17 protein-coding genes are annotated in these 15,665 nt (G+C 41.9%); 13 read left to right on the top strand and 4 right to left on the bottom strand.

What is annotated here, in order from left to right; all coding sequences use genetic code 11:
- The gene (locus tag G4D82_RS11215) at positions 1-789 is read left to right on the top strand and encodes a glycosyltransferase family 2 protein (RefSeq protein ID WP_166337380.1); all 789 of its coding nucleotides are present in this window, start codon (positions 1-3) and stop codon (positions 787-789) included.
- Here the strand turns inward: G4D82_RS11215 and G4D82_RS11220 are convergent.
- A complete protein-coding gene (locus G4D82_RS11220; RefSeq protein ID WP_166337381.1) occupies positions 755-2,074 on the bottom strand; it encodes a phenylacetate--CoA ligase family protein in 1,320 nt (439 codons plus the stop codon). The genes G4D82_RS11215 and G4D82_RS11220 overlap by 35 nt on opposite strands.
- A 134-nt stretch (positions 2,075-2,208) precedes the next feature.
- On the opposite strand from G4D82_RS11220, the gene purD reads away from it, so the two are divergent.
- Positions 2,209-3,486 (top strand): phosphoribosylamine--glycine ligase, encoded by a 1,278-nt coding sequence (purD, locus tag G4D82_RS11225; protein ID WP_166337475.1) that lies wholly within the window; start codon positions 2,209-2,211, stop codon positions 3,484-3,486.
- Here the strand turns inward: purD and G4D82_RS11230 are convergent.
- Positions 3,475-3,708 carry a DUF6341 family protein gene (locus tag G4D82_RS11230; protein WP_166337382.1) on the bottom strand — a complete coding sequence of 78 codons (234 nt, stop codon included), beginning with the start codon at positions 3,706-3,708 and terminating at the stop codon, positions 3,475-3,477. The two genes, purD and G4D82_RS11230, sit on opposite strands and share 12 nt — an antisense overlap.
- A gap of 62 nt (positions 3,709-3,770) precedes the next feature.
- Here G4D82_RS11230 and G4D82_RS11235 point away from each other — a divergent pair, with 62 nt between their 5' ends.
- The gene (locus tag G4D82_RS11235) at positions 3,771-4,700 is read left to right on the top strand and encodes a DUF6427 family protein (protein ID WP_166337383.1); all 930 of its coding nucleotides are present in this window, start codon (positions 3,771-3,773) and stop codon (positions 4,698-4,700) included.
- Between the two features lie 87 nt (positions 4,701-4,787).
- On the opposite strand, the gene upp is transcribed toward G4D82_RS11235, so the two are convergent.
- A complete protein-coding gene (upp, locus tag G4D82_RS11240; RefSeq protein WP_166337384.1) occupies positions 4,788-5,441 on the bottom strand; it encodes a uracil phosphoribosyltransferase in 654 nt (217 codons plus the stop codon).
- A 429-nt stretch (positions 5,442-5,870) separates the two neighbouring features.
- Between upp and G4D82_RS11245 the strand changes: the two genes are divergently transcribed.
- Together G4D82_RS11245 and G4D82_RS11250 are read left to right on the top strand one after the other, a co-directional pair.
- Entirely contained in the window at positions 5,871-6,470 is a 600-nt protein-coding gene (locus G4D82_RS11245) for a DUF4254 domain-containing protein (protein ID WP_166337385.1), read from the top strand.
- Positions 6,471-6,688: 218 nt separating this feature from the next.
- A complete protein-coding gene (locus G4D82_RS11250; RefSeq protein ID WP_166337476.1) occupies positions 6,689-7,690 on the top strand; it encodes a glycosyltransferase family 9 protein in 1,002 nt (333 codons plus the stop codon).
- Between the two features lie 111 nt (positions 7,691-7,801).
- On the opposite strand, the gene G4D82_RS11255 is transcribed toward G4D82_RS11250, so the two are convergent.
- Positions 7,802-8,851, bottom strand: coding sequence for a ferredoxin--NADP reductase (locus G4D82_RS11255; protein ID WP_166337386.1), 1,050 nt, complete (start codon positions 8,849-8,851; stop codon positions 7,802-7,804).
- Positions 8,852-9,032: 181 nt separating this feature from the next.
- On the opposite strand from G4D82_RS11255, the gene porW reads away from it, so the two are divergent.
- The 8 genes from porW (at position 9,033) to atpH (ending at position 15,647) form a co-directional block, all read left to right on the top strand.
- Positions 9,033-11,873, top strand: a complete 2,841-nt coding sequence (gene porW / locus G4D82_RS11260; RefSeq protein ID WP_235924339.1) for a type IX secretion system periplasmic lipoprotein PorW/SprE — start codon at positions 9,033-9,035, stop codon at positions 11,871-11,873.
- 2 nt (positions 11,874-11,875) lie between these two features.
- The gene (locus G4D82_RS11265) at positions 11,876-12,280 is read left to right on the top strand and encodes a bactofilin family protein (RefSeq protein WP_166337387.1); all 405 of its coding nucleotides are present in this window, start codon (positions 11,876-11,878) and stop codon (positions 12,278-12,280) included.
- Positions 12,246-12,482 carry an AtpZ/AtpI family protein gene (locus G4D82_RS11270; RefSeq protein WP_166337388.1) on the top strand — a complete coding sequence of 79 codons (237 nt, stop codon included), beginning with the start codon at positions 12,246-12,248 and terminating at the stop codon, positions 12,480-12,482. The genes G4D82_RS11265 and G4D82_RS11270 overlap by 35 nt, the downstream gene beginning before the upstream one ends.
- Positions 12,479-12,871 (top strand): hypothetical protein, encoded by a 393-nt coding sequence (locus G4D82_RS11275; protein ID WP_166337389.1) that lies wholly within the window; start codon positions 12,479-12,481, stop codon positions 12,869-12,871. Before G4D82_RS11270 ends, G4D82_RS11275 begins: the two co-directional genes overlap by 4 nt.
- Before the next feature lie 201 nt (positions 12,872-13,072).
- Positions 13,073-14,242: a F0F1 ATP synthase subunit A gene (gene atpB / locus G4D82_RS11280; protein WP_166337390.1), complete on the top strand. Its 1,170-nt coding sequence runs from the start codon at positions 13,073-13,075 to the stop codon at positions 14,240-14,242.
- Positions 14,243-14,332: 90 nt separating this feature from the next.
- On the top strand, positions 14,333-14,524 hold the full coding sequence (atpE, locus tag G4D82_RS11285) for an ATP synthase F0 subunit C (RefSeq protein ID WP_108369812.1): 192 nt from the start codon (positions 14,333-14,335) through the stop codon (positions 14,522-14,524).
- Positions 14,525-14,611: 87 nt separating this feature from the next.
- Positions 14,612-15,112: a F0F1 ATP synthase subunit B gene (locus G4D82_RS11290; protein ID WP_166337391.1), complete on the top strand. Its 501-nt coding sequence runs from the start codon at positions 14,612-14,614 to the stop codon at positions 15,110-15,112.
- A 1-nt stretch (position 15,113) separates the two neighbouring features.
- Positions 15,114-15,647, top strand: coding sequence for an ATP synthase F1 subunit delta (gene atpH / locus G4D82_RS11295; protein WP_166337392.1), 534 nt, complete (start codon positions 15,114-15,116; stop codon positions 15,645-15,647).
- The last annotated feature ends 18 nt before the right edge of the window (positions 15,648-15,665 follow it).

Below are 15,665 nucleotides of genomic sequence, written 5' to 3' on the forward strand. Positions count from 1 at the left end.
ATGGCAGGCTTGGTTTCAATCATTACTCCGAGTTACAATTCCGGAAAATTTATAGCCGATACAATCCTTTCAGTTCAAGCCCAAACCTACCCAAACTGGGAAATGATTATCGTTGACGATTGCTCAACCGATAAAACACCAGCCATTGTTTCTGACTTTTCTGCCCATGACCACCGTATCAAATTTTATCAACTCCAGAAGAATTCGGGTGCCGGCGTAGCGCGGCAAGAGGCGGTTTTGATGGCTTCGGGCCGCTATATTGCTTTTCTGGATTCAGATGATTTATGGAAGCCTGAGAAACTGCAAAAGCAAATCGATTTTCTCCAAGAACAGCAATTGCCATTTACTTTTTCATTTTATGAATGTATTGATGAAACCGGGAAACCCATTCAGAGAATGATCAAAGCGCCGAGTAAATTAAAATACTGGCAACTGTTCTTCTGCAACTTTGTAGGCAATCTGACCGGAATATACGACACGCAGTTCTTTGGTAAAATCCCGATTTCGAATTTGCGCAAACGGCAAGATTGGATGGTATGGCTCACGGTGCTTCGCAAGATAAAGACGGCGCAACCACTCAAGGAAAGCTTGGCCTATTATCGCGTTCGCAAAGATTCCATTTCGGCTTCAAAGCTTGATTTGCTCAAGCACAATTATAATGTTTATCACTTATTCTACGGCTACAACACCTTTGTTTCTTTGTGCTGTATGTTGGGCTTTCTGGTCATGCAGCTTGGGGTAAAGCCGTTTTATATCAAGAAGCTGGAACCAACGAGCGGAACTGTTTGAGTTTGCCACTTTTGCCTCGGTCAATAGCAGTTTTTCGATTAAAATGATACTTCAGCCCAGATTCTAAAAATTGGTCAAGCACTTTTTTAATCTGTTGGATTTCGGTTTCAGACAACTCTTTGTCGCTTACGTAATCAATCTGAAATGTATCGGTTTGGGTTTGCAGAATCACAAATTCCTTAACGTTGCCTTGATCGTCAAATAGCTTTTTTGTGATTGAATAAAAAGTCATGCCCGGCGATTTCTTTCCGCTGGGAAGCACTGCCACATCATTAGTACGTCCGATGAGTTGCTTTAGAATCGGATGTTGTAAAGTGCTTTTTTCGTCGAGGATGCCAATATCGCCCACTTCGTAACGAATCATCGGATGCGCCTTATTATAGAGTGAAGTCACTACAATGCGGCCTTCATGCCCGTAAGGTAACACTTGGTCGTTATCGTCTAATATTTCAACAAACAAGGTTTCTGAATTCACGCGCCACACACCGTCAGGGCTTTCTAAGGCAATGATATCAAGTTCTGCGCTGCCATATTCATTGATAATCGGAATGTTGAATCGTTCACGCAGCAGCTGCTTATCCTCATCAAAAAGCATTTCTGAAGTCACGATACAAACTTTCAAGCTCGGACAAATATCAGAAAGGAAGAGTTGTTTTTTCTTAAGAAATTTCGCTAACAAGACGATTGAATTGGTGTAGCCGTTAATGTAATCAAACTTTGTGTTTTGGAATTTTTGCAGCATCCGACCCATGGCTTGGTCTGAAAAATCAAAGATATTGAAGCGGTAACGTCGGCTCAAAAAATCCTTTATCCGCAGCTTTTTATTAGCGATAAAATCCAACGGCATACCGTAAAAACGGGCTTGCAATGAATGATTGAAATCGATGCTATACCATTTAAAACGCCGCATGATATTGGCCCAAATCAGCGCGTGGCAAAATTTGTCTTTGGCAAAAACAAACGGATCGCCACTAGAACCCGAAGTCTTGTTGATGTATACATTCCGCTTGTTGTAACCCTTGGAAAGCCGCTGCGGCAAAGGTTGCTGGAAATGGATTTTTTTCATCACCGGAATGTCTTCCCAACGCTCAATTTTTTTATCGCCGATGAGGTTTTTGTAATAAGGATTGTTGTTGAGGTGAAAATCAAAAATCTCATGCTTTTTCGACTCTAGAAAAAAGGCATATCCTTTCTCAGAAAGCTTCATGGTTTTTTCCAATTCCGTTTTGGCCTTACCCAATGGAAAGCCGTTGAGCCGCAATGATAAATCGAAAAGTTTGAGCACTTCGGGTGATTTTTTTTCAAAAATAAGATTTACGATTTACCCTTGGTCGTTAGGATTGATTTTTTTAAAAATTAATTACCATCGCAACACTAAACCCAGTATTTTTGCGCGACAACAACAACAACAACAACAACATGACTATATTATTGCTCGGATCAGGCGGCCGCGAACATGCTTTAGCCTGGAAACTCACTCAATCACCGTTTTGCGAAAAACTATTGGTAGCCCCGGGAAACGCCGGCACAGCCCAAATTGCAACCAACGTCAATACCAGCGTAACTGACTTTCAAGCCATCAAAACAATCGTTTTGCAAGAGCAAGTCGCCATGGTCGTAGTCGGGCCAGAAGATCCGCTCGTTCAAGGCATTTACGATTTTTTCCAAAATGATGACCAACTCAAAAATATTTCGGTAATCGGGCCTTCTAAACTGGGCGCCCAACTTGAAGGCAGCAAGGAATTCGCCAAGAAATTCTTGATTCGCCATGGCATTCCTACCGCAGCCTACGATAGTTTCACCAAAGAAACCGTGGAAGAAGGTTGTGCTTTTCTTGAAACCTTATCACCACCATACGTTCTCAAAGCGGACGGATTGGCCGCCGGAAAAGGCGTCGTGATTCTAAGCGAACTCCAAGCCGCTCAAACAGAATTGCGCCAGATGCTGTTGGAATCTAAATTCGGTCAAGCCAGTGCTAAAGTCGTCATTGAAGAATTCCTCGAAGGCATTGAACTCAGTTGCTTTGTGTTGACCGATGGTAAAAACTACAAAATACTCCCGACGGCTAAAGATTACAAACGTATCGGAGTAGGCGACACAGGTTTGAACACAGGCGGAATGGGCGCGATTTCACCAGTGCCGTTTGCCGATAGTGTGCTGATGGATAAAATCGAACAGCGTATCGTCATTCCAACAGTGAAAGGTTTGCAAGAAGAAAACATTCCGTATCGAGGATTCATTTTTATCGGGCTGATTAACGTCAAAGGCGAACCGATGGTCATTGAATACAACGTGCGCATGGGTGATCCGGAAACCGAGGTGGTAATTCCGAGATTGAAGAACGATTTGGTCGAATTGTTTTCTGCAGTGGCTCAGCAAAAATTAAATACAGTGAACCTTGAAATTGATTCAAGAAGTGCCGCTACGGTGATGTTGGTTTCAGGCGGTTATCCGGAAGATTATCAGAAAGGAAAAGTGATTTCAGGCATTGATTCAGTAGAAGATTCAATCGTCTTTCATGCCGGAACCAAAGCCGAAAACGGTCAGATTCTCAGCAACGGCGGAAGGGTTTTGGCGGTGACTTCGTTTGGGGATGATTTCCAACAGGCCGTAAAAAAATCGTATCAAAACATAAACAAGTTATATTTCGATACGATGTATTATCGACCCGATATCGGTTTTGACCTACTTGGTTAAGAACGAGTGGGCAGTGGTATCTTGAAAATCTTCGCCGCTTTTTTTGTGTGCTACCAATTGCTTGCACCAATACCAAGTGGCATAACTGCAGATGGCCATGAAAATCCAGTTGATGAGGTTCGCGCCCGACCAACACGATAATTCCAAAGCTCTTAATTGGTCAAGTGGCCAGAAGAAGATGTTTTCAAACAACCATTGAATTCCTTCAAAAAATGCTCTCATAATAGGTAGTGTTATTTTCTTAAACTAGTATATTTACGCACACAAAAGTATAAAATATCCTCATGATTACAAGTCTTTTCAGAAAATCTACTCCATTAAATTACTCTATCGTGATTTTAGGGGGCATTTTTTTCTTCTTTGTATATCAGATTAAGCACGTTACGGGAAATAATTCGATTTTGCATTTGCTTACTAAATGCGGTTTTCTCGCCATTATTTTTGCTTCTCTTTTTCTTGTGAATTTTGTAGTTAAGAAAAACGGCATGAGCAAAGACAGCGCTTACACGGTATTGTTTTACTTGATTTTTATGTTGTTTTTCCCATCGGTTTTTGATAACGGAAGATTGCTTTTGGCGAATTTATTCATCTTATTGGCCACGCGAAGAATTGTTTCTTTGTACTCGCTCAAGGCTTCCAAGGAAAAGATTTTTGATGCTTCTATTTGGGTTTGCATCGCCGCTTTGTTTCATTATTGGAGCTTGCTTTTTCTGGTGTTGATTTATATCGCCATTCTGTTCCATGTCGCGAAAGATTACCGAAATTGGTTTTTGCCAATAATTGCCTTCGGGGCGGTGGCGGTGATTTTCGTTGCGAGCGCACTGTATTTCAACACCGATTGGATCGGTCATTTGCAAGCCGATTCGCTGATTGATCTGCGGCTGGATTATTTTACGAGCCGTTTCCAAAACCTGGCTTTGTCGGTCTATGCCACTATTGCCTTTTTTTTCACCATTTTATTGTTGATTTCGATGTCGAATCGACCGCTGATTTTACACCCGACATACAAGAAAATCCTTTCGATGTTAATGGTAGGAATCGCCGTTTTTGCCATTTCGCCGAATAAATCCAACGACATGCTGATTTACACTTTCGCACCGCTGTCGATGATTATCACCACGCATATCGAAACCCCCCAAGCACAATGGAAAAAAGAAGTGGTTCTGGCATTTTTAATTTTGTCAGGAATTTTTGCTTTTTTCGCGCAATTGTAAATTTGCACTAAGGCACTAAGGCACTAAGGCACTAAGGCACTAAGGCACTAAGGCACTAAGGCACTAAGGCACTAAGGCACTAAGGCACTACAATTTATTCCCATACGCCAAATCGCCGGCATCGCCCAATCCGGGAACGATGTAATTTTTGGCATTCAAAGTTTCATCCAAAGTGGCGACCCACAAATGGCAATTGTCAGGCAGATGTTTCTCCAGATATTCAATGCCTTGCGGAGCCGCGATGATAACTGCAATATGCACTTCTTTGGACACGCCTTTTTCCATGAGTTTGTTGTACACGGCCACCATTGATTGTCCGGTAGCAAGCATCGGATCGATGAGCAACAGAGTTTTGTCATGCAAATTAGGAACGGCCTGGTATTCTACTTTAATATCGAAATGATCGCCGCCGTTTGGATGATGGCGATAGGCTGAAACAAAACCATTTTCTGCGCTGTCGAAATAGTTCAAGAAACCCAAGTGAAGCGGAAGCCCGGCACGCAAAATGGAGCACAAAACCAACTGCTCTGAAATTTCAGTAGTTTTCTTAATGCCCAGCGGCGTTTGGATTTCAATATTGCGGTAGTTCAAATCCTTACTGAGTTCGTAAGCCATGACCTCGCCGATGCGCTCGATGTTGCGCCTGAATCGCATGCTGTCGTGCTGTACGTTCACATTGCGGATTTGTCCTAAAAAGTGGTTCAGGATGCTGTTGGCTTCGGATAAGTAGTGGATTTGCATTTTTTTTGTTTTTTAGTGCCTGAGTAACTGAGTGCCTTAGTGCCTTAGATTCTCTGGAATAGGAGGAACTTTCGTTTTGAGGTTGAACAATGTAATCTTATTGTCAATGTCGCGATCGGGGTGAAAAGCCCTAGCCCTGATGATTTGATATTAAGAGGAGAATGTCCAGTGGACATTCGGCTTTACAATAGTTATTTGACCGGCTCATTTTATTTTAGAAATTAATGTTCAATTTTAAGAAAAACCCTAGCCCTGATGGCAGCGGCATCCTTTTGTGGCGCGAAAGCAGAGCAAAAGATACAGCGAACAGCAGGTTCCCGGCTCCCAAAAAGCTCAGGCACTAAGGCACTAAGCTACTTAGGCACTCCCAGAATTTTTTTTCTCCGGTAAAAGTATAAAAAGTATCTTTGCGACCTAAACGATACACAAATGTTTTCAAAATTAGCCTATTCTGTTTTCGAGAGAAGTATTCAGGATTATCACCAGTTCGATAATGTAGACCAACCGATTAACAACCCGTACGCCAAAGATCAGTTCGAGCATTTGCTGTACCACAAGAACTGGATCGATACCGTGCAATGGCATTTTGAAGACATCATTCGCGATCCGCAAATTGATCCGGTAGCCGCACTGACTTTGAAACGCCGCATCGACGCCTCGAACCAAGAGCGCACCGATATGGTGGAATACATCGACAGCTACTTTTTGCAGAAATATGCGCACGTGAACGTGAAACCAACGGCTAAGATCAACTCAGAATCTCCGGCTTGGGCGTTCGACCGTTTGTCTATTTTGGCGCTCAAAATTTACCACATGCAGGAAGAAGTGAACCGCCCAGATGCTTCGCAAGAACACCGCGATAAATGCCAAGCGAAACTCAACGTGCTTTTGGAACAGCGCACCGATTTATCAACTGCAATCGAAGAATTGCTCACCGATATCGAGAACGGCGACAAGTTCATGAAAGTCTACAAACAGATGAAAATGTACAACGACGACGAGCTCAACCCCATACTCTACAAAAAATAATTATTATTTATTATTTGTTAATTATTAATTGTTAGAAGGAGCCGGGAACCTGCTGTACGCTATATCTTTTGCTCTGCTTCGCGCCGCAAAAGGATGCCGCTGCCATCAGGGCTAGGGTTTCTCACAAACCCAGACAAACCCAGACAAAATCAGTAGCTTAGCACCTTAGAACCTCAGTACCTAAACGCTTGCCACAAAAACCAACACATATCGCCGTGATGAGACTTTCCGCTATGGGCGATGTGGCGATGACGGTTCCTGTATTAAGGGCTTTAGTTGCGCAATATCCTAACGTTCGTGTCACGATGATTTCGCGCCCGTTTTACCAACCTTTTTTTGCCGGCATTCCGAATATCGAGTTTTTTGCTTTTCAAGCCAAAGGCAGACACCAAGGCTTTTTTGGATTGTGGCGTTTGTACCGCGATTTGAAGCCGCTGAAGATTGATGCTTTTGCCGATTTGCACGATGTGTTGCGCTCGAAAGTAGTCAGAAAGTTATTTGCATTGGCCGGAAAAAAAGTAGCTTTCACAGACAAAGGCCGAGCCGAGAAAAAAGCTTTAACCCGAGCCGAAAACAAAATTTTCAAACCGCTCAAAACCATGTTCCAGCGCCACGCCGACACTTTTCAGAAATTGGGTTTTCCAATCAATTTGTCAAAGCCTGAATTTCCGGTAAAACCAAAATTGGATCCCGCAGTTTTAGACTTTACCGGCGAAAAAACCAAACCTTGGATTGGCATCGCGCCGTTTGCCCAGTACGAATCGAAAGTCTATCCGCCAGATTTGATGCAAGAAGTAATTCAAGAATTGGCAAAGGAAAACCAATACGAGGTTTTTTTGTTCGGCGCAGCTTCTGAAAAGCATAAGCTTGAGTTCTTAGCACAAGATTCCGCTGTGAGAATCGTTACCGGAAAATTGGCTTTCGAGCAAGAATTACAGCTCATCAGCCACCTTGATTTAATGCTCTCAATGGATTCCGGCAATGGCCATATCGCGGCGATGTACGGCGTAAAAGTAGTTACGTTATTTGGAGCAACCCATCCTTATGCCGGGTTTCAGCCGTTCAATCAACCGTTGGAAAATGCTTTAATGCCAGATTTGGAGCAATTCCCTAAGTTGCCGACTTCGGTTTATGGCAACAAAATAGTAGCAGGATATGAAGATGCGATGCGAACAATTTTACCCGAAAAAGTGATAGAGAAAATACGGGAAGTTTTGTAGGGAATGGACTTAAGAGCCAAGAGTCGAGAAACAAGAGCCAAGAGTCAAGAAATAGTGTTGGCAACCAGTAGCTATCTTAATTCTTGGCTCTTGTTTCTTGGCTCTATTTATCTAAACATCATCATAATCCACGTAAATCGTGTCTGAAGTTGGATGTGCTTGGCAAGTTAGGATCAAGCCTTCGGCAATTTCGCCATCAGTTAAGATAGAATTCTTGGTCATCATCGCCGAGCCAGAAGTAATCCTTCCCAAACAACTGCTGCAAATACCGCCCTGACAAGAATAAGGTGCGTCGACGCCTTGTTTTAAAGCGGCTTCTAAAACCGTTTGTTTTTTAGACATTTCGAAAGTGGTTTCCTCATTGTCTACTAAAACGGTGATTTTCGTATGGCCTTCCGGCGTGTTGGTATTGGTTTTCGGAGTGGCAGTAGAGAACAACTCAAACTTAATCGCTGATTCCTTGATGTTGTGCTCTTTTAAAGTCGCCGCCACGGTATTGATCATTTCCTCGGGCCCACACAGGTAGAATTTGTCAAAGTCAATTTCCTTGTGTTTGTTGTTGAGGATAAAATTCACCGTCGAGCGTTCGATGCGCCCAAACAATTCCCCATCAATTTTAGCTTGACTGTATACATAATGCACGAAGAAACGGCCTACATACTTGAGTTGCAATTCATGCAATTGCTCGTGAAAAATCGTTTGTTCGGGCGTTTTGTTTCCGTAGACCAAAACGAAGGTGCTTTTCGGTTCGCTTTGCAAGGCGCTTTTGATAATCGATAATATGGGGGTAATACCACTACCGGCCGCAAATGCGAGATAATTTTTTTGGCGTGAGGCATCAGGCTGAAAGGTGAATTTTCCTTCAGGAGTGCCCACTTCTAAAACATCGCCCACTTTGAGTTGACTATTGGCAAATGTGGAAAAAGCACCGTTGTTGACCGCTTTAATGGCAATGCGCAATTCCGAACTTTCAGGCGCCGAACAAATCGAATAGGCACGGCGTATTTCTTGGCCGTCTAAAGTCAGTTTTAAATTCAAATATTGACCGGCGGTGAACTGGTAAAAATCCTGAAACTCTAACGGTACATGGAACGAGACAGAAACGGCGTCTTGGGTTTCACGACGCACTTCTTTGATGCTTAATTTATAAAATGAAGACATGAATGTGTTTTTTTGTAAAAGTAGGCAACCTTTGCGAGACCTACCAAAGGTGAACGATTATTTCAAGGGGCAAAATTAAACTTTTAACCGATAATTTTCGCTATATCAAAAAGAAACGTATTTTTACCAGTTGTTATACTAAAACCGACTTTTAAAAGTTTTAAGAAAAACCCTGTTTACATTGAAAACAAGCACCATCAAGTATTTTTCTTTCGTTATATTTTTCCTTTTTCTTGTGGCCTGTTCTGTAAAAAAGAACACGTTCATTTCCCGAAATTCACACGCGTTAAGCACTAAAGACAATATCCTTTACAATGGCGGATTGGCTTTAGACAAAGGAATTTTGGAGCTTAAATCACAATACACCGACAATTTTTGGCAGCTGCTGCCCATCGAGCGGATGCAGGTAGCCAAAGAGCAAACCTTGCCTGGCGATCCTCCGAGAAACCCGAATTTCGAACGTGCCGAAACCAAAGCCACCAAAGCCATTCAAAAACACTCGATGAATATCGGCGGTTCGGAGAAAAACTACCAAATGGACGAAGCGCACCTTTTATTGGGAAAATCCCGTTATTACGACCAGCGTTTCGTGCCGGCTCTAGAAGCGTTCAATTACGTGCTATACAAACATGCCAATAGCAATAAAATCAATGAAGTCAAAATCTGGCGCGAGAAAACCAATATGCGACTAGACAACGATGCCATCGCCGTAGAAAACTTGCGCAGGTTGTTCCAGGAAATTAAATATAAAGACCAGATTTATGCCGACGCCAATGCAACTTTAAGTCAAGCGTTCTTAAATCTTGGCGAAAAAGATAGTGCCGTAGCAAGGTTGAAATTGGCCCGGGATTTTACCAAATCTAAAGAAGAAAAAGCACGTTACCGTTTTATTTTAGGCCAACTCTATGAGCAACTCGGGCAAAAAGACAGCGCTTACATTTCTTATCAGGAAGTCATTGATATGAAGCGTAAGGCTGCTCGGCAGTATGTCATTCACGCTCATTTGCGCCAAGCCAACCTCAATGATTTTGAGAAAGGCGATACGCTCGCATTCTTGGAGAAGTACAGAAAATTGCTCAAGGACCGTGAAAACCGCCCGTATTTGAATTTCATCAATCACGAGATGGGCTTGTTTTATGAGAAGCAACACAACGATTCTTTGGCCATCAAACATTATAATATCTCTTTAAATTCTAAAGTAGTCGATAAATATTTAACAGCCTCCAATTACCGAAACTTAGGCGATATTTATTTCAAAAAAGCCAAGTACGTAATTGCCGGGAAATATTACGATAGTACACTCGTTCAACTAGAACCAAGAACGCGCGAGCACCGATTCATCACCAAGAAGAGAGAAAACCTCGAAGACGTTATTAAATACGAAGGAATCGCCATCAGAAATGACAGCATTCTTAGAATTCACAGCTTATCTGACGCAGAAAAATTAGCCTATTATGAAGGCTACATTTCAAAGCTAAAAAAAGCTGACGAAAAAAAGCTCGCCCTTCAAAAAGAGGCTGAGCGAAAAGGAGAAATTACAGGTAAATCTACAGTAGACAAAGACGGACGCGAATTGAATCCTAACGATGCTATTACCCAAAAGAAACCACCAAGACCTTCAGAGCCCAGACCAATAGCATCTTCGGGAGGAAGCAGCAAGTTTTATTTTTACAATCCGAGTACGGTAACTTTCGGTATTGCTGAATTTAAGAAAAAATGGGGCGACCGACCTTACAAAAATGGTTGGAGAATAACACAAGAAAAAATCGGTTCAGTAACTGATAATAACGAAAAGGATGCTGAAGACAAACAAGACCCAGACAACGCGTCAGAAAAGAAAGAAGATCCAAAATACAATCCTGAGTTTTACGTCAAACAATTGCCGCGCAAGCAAACCGAAATTGACAGTATTGCCAAAGAAAGAAATTTCGCTTACTACCAATTGGGCGTGATTTACAAGGAAAAATTCAAAGAATATCAACTTGCCGCGGCCAAACTTGAAACCCTGCTGACCAATAAACCCGAGGAAAGACTCGTGCTTCCTTCAATGTATAACCTATATAAAATATACGAAATCATTGACAAGGACAAAGCGTTGGCGATGAAAAATAGAATCATTGCTGAATTCCCAGATTCGCGCTATGCACAGATTTTAGGGAATCCAACCGGTTCGGGTAATACTTTGACCGATACACCGGAAGCCAATTACGACCGTATTTTTAAACTCTATGAATCAGGCGATATTAAAACGACACTATCCAATCTCAACGCAGCTATTGATCAGTTTACCGGCGAGGAAATCGTACCAAAATTTGAATTGCTCAAAGCTAACGTATTAGGACGTTTGGCCGGATTGACCGAGTATAAAAAGACGCTCAATTTTGTGGCCTTGAATTACCCGAACAGCACCGAAGGGAAATTCGCAGAAGAGCTGTTGAAAACCACCGTGCCCGCCATGGAAAGCCAGAACTTCTATGAAGTGAAACCGCTCAGTTGGAAAATTCTATACAAGTCGGACAATCCAGAGGACAAAGTATCGAAAAATATCCAAGACAAAATCAAAAAATTCATTTCTGAAAGAAGTCTAGACAAGCTTTCTTTATCGTATGATATTTATACCATGGACAAGAACTTTATTGTCATCCATGGTTTGAAAGATCTCGAATACGCCAAAGGGATAGCCTCAATTTTAAAAGAATTCAAGGATTACAAAATTGCCGAAACAGCCTATATCATCTCCAACGAGAACTATAAAATCGTACAGATGAAAAAGAATTTCGAGCAATACCTGACCACGCCATATTCCGACCCGTTGCCGCCCAAGCCATATGTTCCTAAGAACCGCACAATGGCTCCAAAGAATACCCAAGAAAGAGAAAAAGCAGTGCGCGAAAGAAAAGACGAAGAAGACAAACCTTCGCAATTTAACCAGTTGCCGCCAGGAATTCCGGGAATTCCGGGACAGAATCCCACTAGCCCGGTCAATCCGAAAGAAAGAGAGCAAAAAGGTGAAAAGCGATGAGTATGTTTGACAAAAAACCCAAAACCTACACTGATTTGCTGGGCAAAACCAACCGAATCGTTGAAGGAACCATCATCAAAGGAAACATCCTTTCGCAGGCAGATTTTAGGCTCGATGGTGATTTGGTGGGCAATTTTCAATCGTCAGGCAAACTAGTTATTGGTCCAGCGGGCAGCATTAAAGGCGACATCATTTGCAAAAACGCAGATATCGAGGGCAAGTTTGACGGCAAGATTCAAGTGGCAGAAATTCTGAATGTTCGTGCTAAGGCTGTCATTCACGGCGAGGTCGTTTGCGGCAAACTTTCAGTAGAACCGGGGGCCGAATTCAGCGCGACCTGCCAGATGAAAACTCCAACTAAAACGGCTTCTCATGACCAATCCCAACCCGAAGAAGCGCAACCCTAACAAATGGCTTTCGCTCATTAATATGCCGATTCAGATGGGCGCGATTGTTTTCGGATTTGCCTATCTCGGAAAATGGCTCGACGTGAAATATCCGAACCCACATTCGCTTTACGTTAAAATATTCACGCTGCTTGGCGTAGCGATTGCCTTCTACAACCTGAACCGCCAACTTAAAGACATTAATAAATCAGAAGACCAATGAATCTGAAACCATACCGCCCACTGGCAGAAGTGGTGTTGCTTTCACTATTGGCTTTTGTGCTGCATGTTTTGTTGCTTCCTTTTTTTGTGAAAGATATCTCGTCTTTTGAACATTCTATTACCTTTCTCTATAGCTTTTTTACTGTTTGTTCCCTGCTGATTGTTTTGACTTTGGTAAGAATCAGCTTGAAAAAGAAAGACAGCGTTGGTCATACCTTTATGTTGTTGACCTGTATAAAAATGGTTTTGGCCTATGTGCTTTTGCATCCCATTTTGAATTCAGCAAGAGCCGATATCAAAATAGAGAAGATCAACTTTTTTTTAATTTTTGCACTGTTCTTAACCATTGAAACTACTGTGGCCATTCGGATGCTCAATAAACTGAATTAATAGCCTTTGGCAATGGAGCATCTTTATGGCTTTTATCAAAAAGCAAGGAGCTAATTCTGAACCAATTGAACATTCAACAATAAATAGCTGCTAGCAATGCCATTTCAGCAAAAAATATTTTTATTATGACTTTTGCATATCAATAAAAAATGTACCTTTGCGCCAAATTTTAGCAAGTATAATCTAGATAATAAATCCGCTATGGTGTTTTCGAATAAAACGTTCAAATTTATAATAGCAGCCTTCCTTGTTTGCCTTTCTTTCACAGGATTTGCAAACCCGACTCAAGATACGATACAAACACCAACCCAAACCACTGCCGCCACAGCACATGACGCTCATGGCGAAGAAGCCGCTTCACACGAAACGCACGGAGAACCGACCGATTTGAAATCAAAAATTGAAGCTTACAAAATGCACCACGTTTTGGATGCGCACGATTTCACTCTTTTCTCTGATGAGGCCGAAGGAAAACATTACGGATTTCCATTGCCAATCATCCTTTGGGACAATGGCTTGCAAATCTTCTCTTCTTCCAAATTCAACCACGGTGAATCAGTAGCAGAGTCTAACGGAAACTACTACCGAATTGGTCACGACGAAAAAATATATAAAGTAGATGGCCCGACAGGAGAACTAACAGGAGACCATCACCATCCTACCAACGTAAAACCGCTTGATTTATCAATCACTAAAAGTGTTTTGGTGATGTTTGTCGTTGCTTTTATCATGGTTTGGGTTTTTACTGGTTTGGCAAAGTCATACGCTAAGAACGGTGGTATTTCTGCCGGTTTTGGAAGATTATTCGAGCCGATTGTGTTGTACATCCGCGACGAGATTGCTATTCCAAATATCGGAGAGAAGCACTACAAAAAATACATGAGTTACCTATTGACGGTATTCTTCTTTGTTTGGTTCCTAAACATTTTCGGATTGACACCGCTAGGGATTAACGTTACCGGAAATATTGCTGTCACTGCCGGTTTGGCCATCATCACGGCTTTGATTACCAACTTTACAGCAAACAAAACTTATTGGGGTCACATTTTCTGGATGCCGGGCGTGCCGACTCCGATGAAAATCATTTTGGCGCCGATTGAACTTTTAGGAGTCATCATCAAACCTTTCTCACTCATGATTCGTCTCTATGCGAACATTTTCGCAGGTCACGTCGTATTGATGAGTTTGATTGCGTTGATCTTTTTATTCAAGAGCTGGATTGGCGGAAGCTTATCTTTCTTGTTGTCGTTCGCACTTTCTACTATTGAAATTTTGGTGGCACTTTTACAGGCGTACATCTTTACTATGTTATCGGCATTGTATTTCGGTTCGGCCAATGAAGAGCACCATCATGACGAAGCGCATCATTAATTGCTATAAGCTAGTAAGCGAAAAGTTTTAAGCATATAGCTTACCGCCTAAAGCCTAAAAAAGAATTTTTAATTTTTAATTATATACACTATGGAAATCCCAAGAATCATTGGAGCAGGTTTAGTAGTAATCGGAGCAGGTATCGGTATCGGAAGAATCGGTGGATCTGCAATGGATGCTATTGCTCGTCAGCCAGAAGCTACTGGAAAAATCCAAACAGCTATGTTGATCGCTGCGGCTCTTATCGAAGGTATCGGTTTCGCTGCAATCTTTGCATCGTAAATCAAAAAGAACAAAAAGCTGTAACGGTTGGTTGCAGCTTTTGTTTAAAAATTAAATTAAAGACAAAAAATATTTTACCTATATATTATGGAAAAGTTAGTAAATGATTTTTCGTTCGGATTGTTTTTCTGGCAAATGCTGATCTTCATCGGATTGATTTTCTTATTGAAAAAATTCGCTTGGAAACCAATTCTGGATTCTGTCAATGAAAGAGAAGAAGGCATCAGAAACGCTTTACTTTCGGCTGAAAACGCCAGAAAAGAAATGGCCAATCTTCAGGCTGACAACGAGCGCATCTTGCAAGAAGCAAGAATGGAGCGCGACGCAATGCTCAAAGAAGCTCGTGAACTCAAAGAGAAAATGATTTCTGAAGCGAAATCAGAAGCTCAGGCGGCTGCTCAAAAAGAAACAGAAAAAGCCAAAGCAGCTATTGCCAGCGAAAAAAATGCAGCAATGGCAGAATTGAAGACGCAAGTATCTTCTCTGTCATTGGAGATAGCCGAAAAATTATTGAAAGACGAACTTTCCAACAAAGAAGCACAAGTAAAGCTTGTAGAGAAAATGTTGGGCGATACTAAATTGAACTAAAATGGCAGGCACAAGAGCAGCAATCCGTTACGCGAAAGCCATCCTTGATATTGCGCACTCAAAAGGCGTGGCCACCGAAGTCAACAACGACATGGCTTTGATTGCTTCGACTATTGGCAACAACGCCGAACTTAATACCTTCATCCAAAGCCCGACTACAGGCGTTGAGGTAAAGAACAGTGCGGTAAGCGAAGTGTTTTCAGGAATCAATGGCGTGACCAAAAACTTGTTTCAATTGTTGCACGACAACAAACGTTTCGAGATTTTAAGTGATGTCGCTACCGAATACAACAAACAGTTCGAGGCAATGAACGGCATGGAAAAAGCCATCGTCACTACTGCAGTTCCTATGGATGCCGAACTTGAGAGCAAGGTGTTGGCTAAAATCCTCACTTTTTCGAACAAGAAGGTCATTATTGAAAATATTGTAGATCCGGCCATCATTGGCGGGTTTATCCTCAGAATCGGCGATCAGCAGTACAATGCCTCGATTGCCAACAGATTGCAAGTATTAAAAAGAGAATTAAGTAACTAGTAATTATATAAAATAATT

It is taken from the genome of Flavobacterium lotistagni (assembly GCF_011392125.1).
In the GTDB taxonomy this organism is placed as follows: Bacteria; Bacteroidota; Bacteroidia; order Flavobacteriales; family Flavobacteriaceae; genus Flavobacterium; species Flavobacterium lotistagni.

What these genes read in the sequence shown, in the direction of transcription:
- atpH (WP_166337392.1), top strand. Translation starts at nt 15,114, where the DNA reads ATGGCAGGCACAAGAGCAGCAATCCGTTACGCGAAAGCCATCCTTGAT.
- G4D82_RS11250 (WP_166337476.1), top strand. Translation starts at nt 6,689, where the DNA reads ATGAGACTTTCCGCTATGGGCGATGTGGCGATGACGGTTCCTGTATTA.
- purD (WP_166337475.1), top strand. Translation starts at nt 2,209, where the DNA reads ATGACTATATTATTGCTCGGATCAGGCGGCCGCGAACATGCTTTAGCC.
- G4D82_RS11270 (WP_166337388.1), top strand. Translation starts at nt 12,246, where the DNA reads ATGACCAATCCCAACCCGAAGAAGCGCAACCCTAACAAATGGCTTTCG.
- G4D82_RS11235 (WP_166337383.1), top strand. Translation starts at nt 3,771, where the DNA reads ATGATTACAAGTCTTTTCAGAAAATCTACTCCATTAAATTACTCTATC.
- G4D82_RS11230 (WP_166337382.1), bottom strand. Translation starts at nt 3,708, where the DNA reads ATGAGAGCATTTTTTGAAGGAATTCAATGGTTGTTTGAAAACATCTTC.
- G4D82_RS11265 (WP_166337387.1), top strand. Translation starts at nt 11,876, where the DNA reads ATGTTTGACAAAAAACCCAAAACCTACACTGATTTGCTGGGCAAAACC.
- atpE (WP_108369812.1), top strand. Translation starts at nt 14,333, where the DNA reads ATGGAAATCCCAAGAATCATTGGAGCAGGTTTAGTAGTAATCGGAGCA.
- G4D82_RS11245 (WP_166337385.1), top strand. Translation starts at nt 5,871, where the DNA reads ATGTTTTCAAAATTAGCCTATTCTGTTTTCGAGAGAAGTATTCAGGAT.
- atpB (WP_166337390.1), top strand. Translation starts at nt 13,073, where the DNA reads ATGGTGTTTTCGAATAAAACGTTCAAATTTATAATAGCAGCCTTCCTT.
- G4D82_RS11255 (WP_166337386.1), bottom strand. Translation starts at nt 8,851, where the DNA reads ATGTCTTCATTTTATAAATTAAGCATCAAAGAAGTGCGTCGTGAAACC.
- upp (WP_166337384.1), bottom strand. Translation starts at nt 5,441, where the DNA reads ATGCAAATCCACTACTTATCCGAAGCCAACAGCATCCTGAACCACTTT.
- G4D82_RS11290 (WP_166337391.1), top strand. Translation starts at nt 14,612, where the DNA reads ATGGAAAAGTTAGTAAATGATTTTTCGTTCGGATTGTTTTTCTGGCAA.
- G4D82_RS11275 (WP_166337389.1), top strand. Translation starts at nt 12,479, where the DNA reads ATGAATCTGAAACCATACCGCCCACTGGCAGAAGTGGTGTTGCTTTCA.
- G4D82_RS11215 (WP_166337380.1), top strand. Translation starts at nt 1, where the DNA reads ATGGCAGGCTTGGTTTCAATCATTACTCCGAGTTACAATTCCGGAAAA.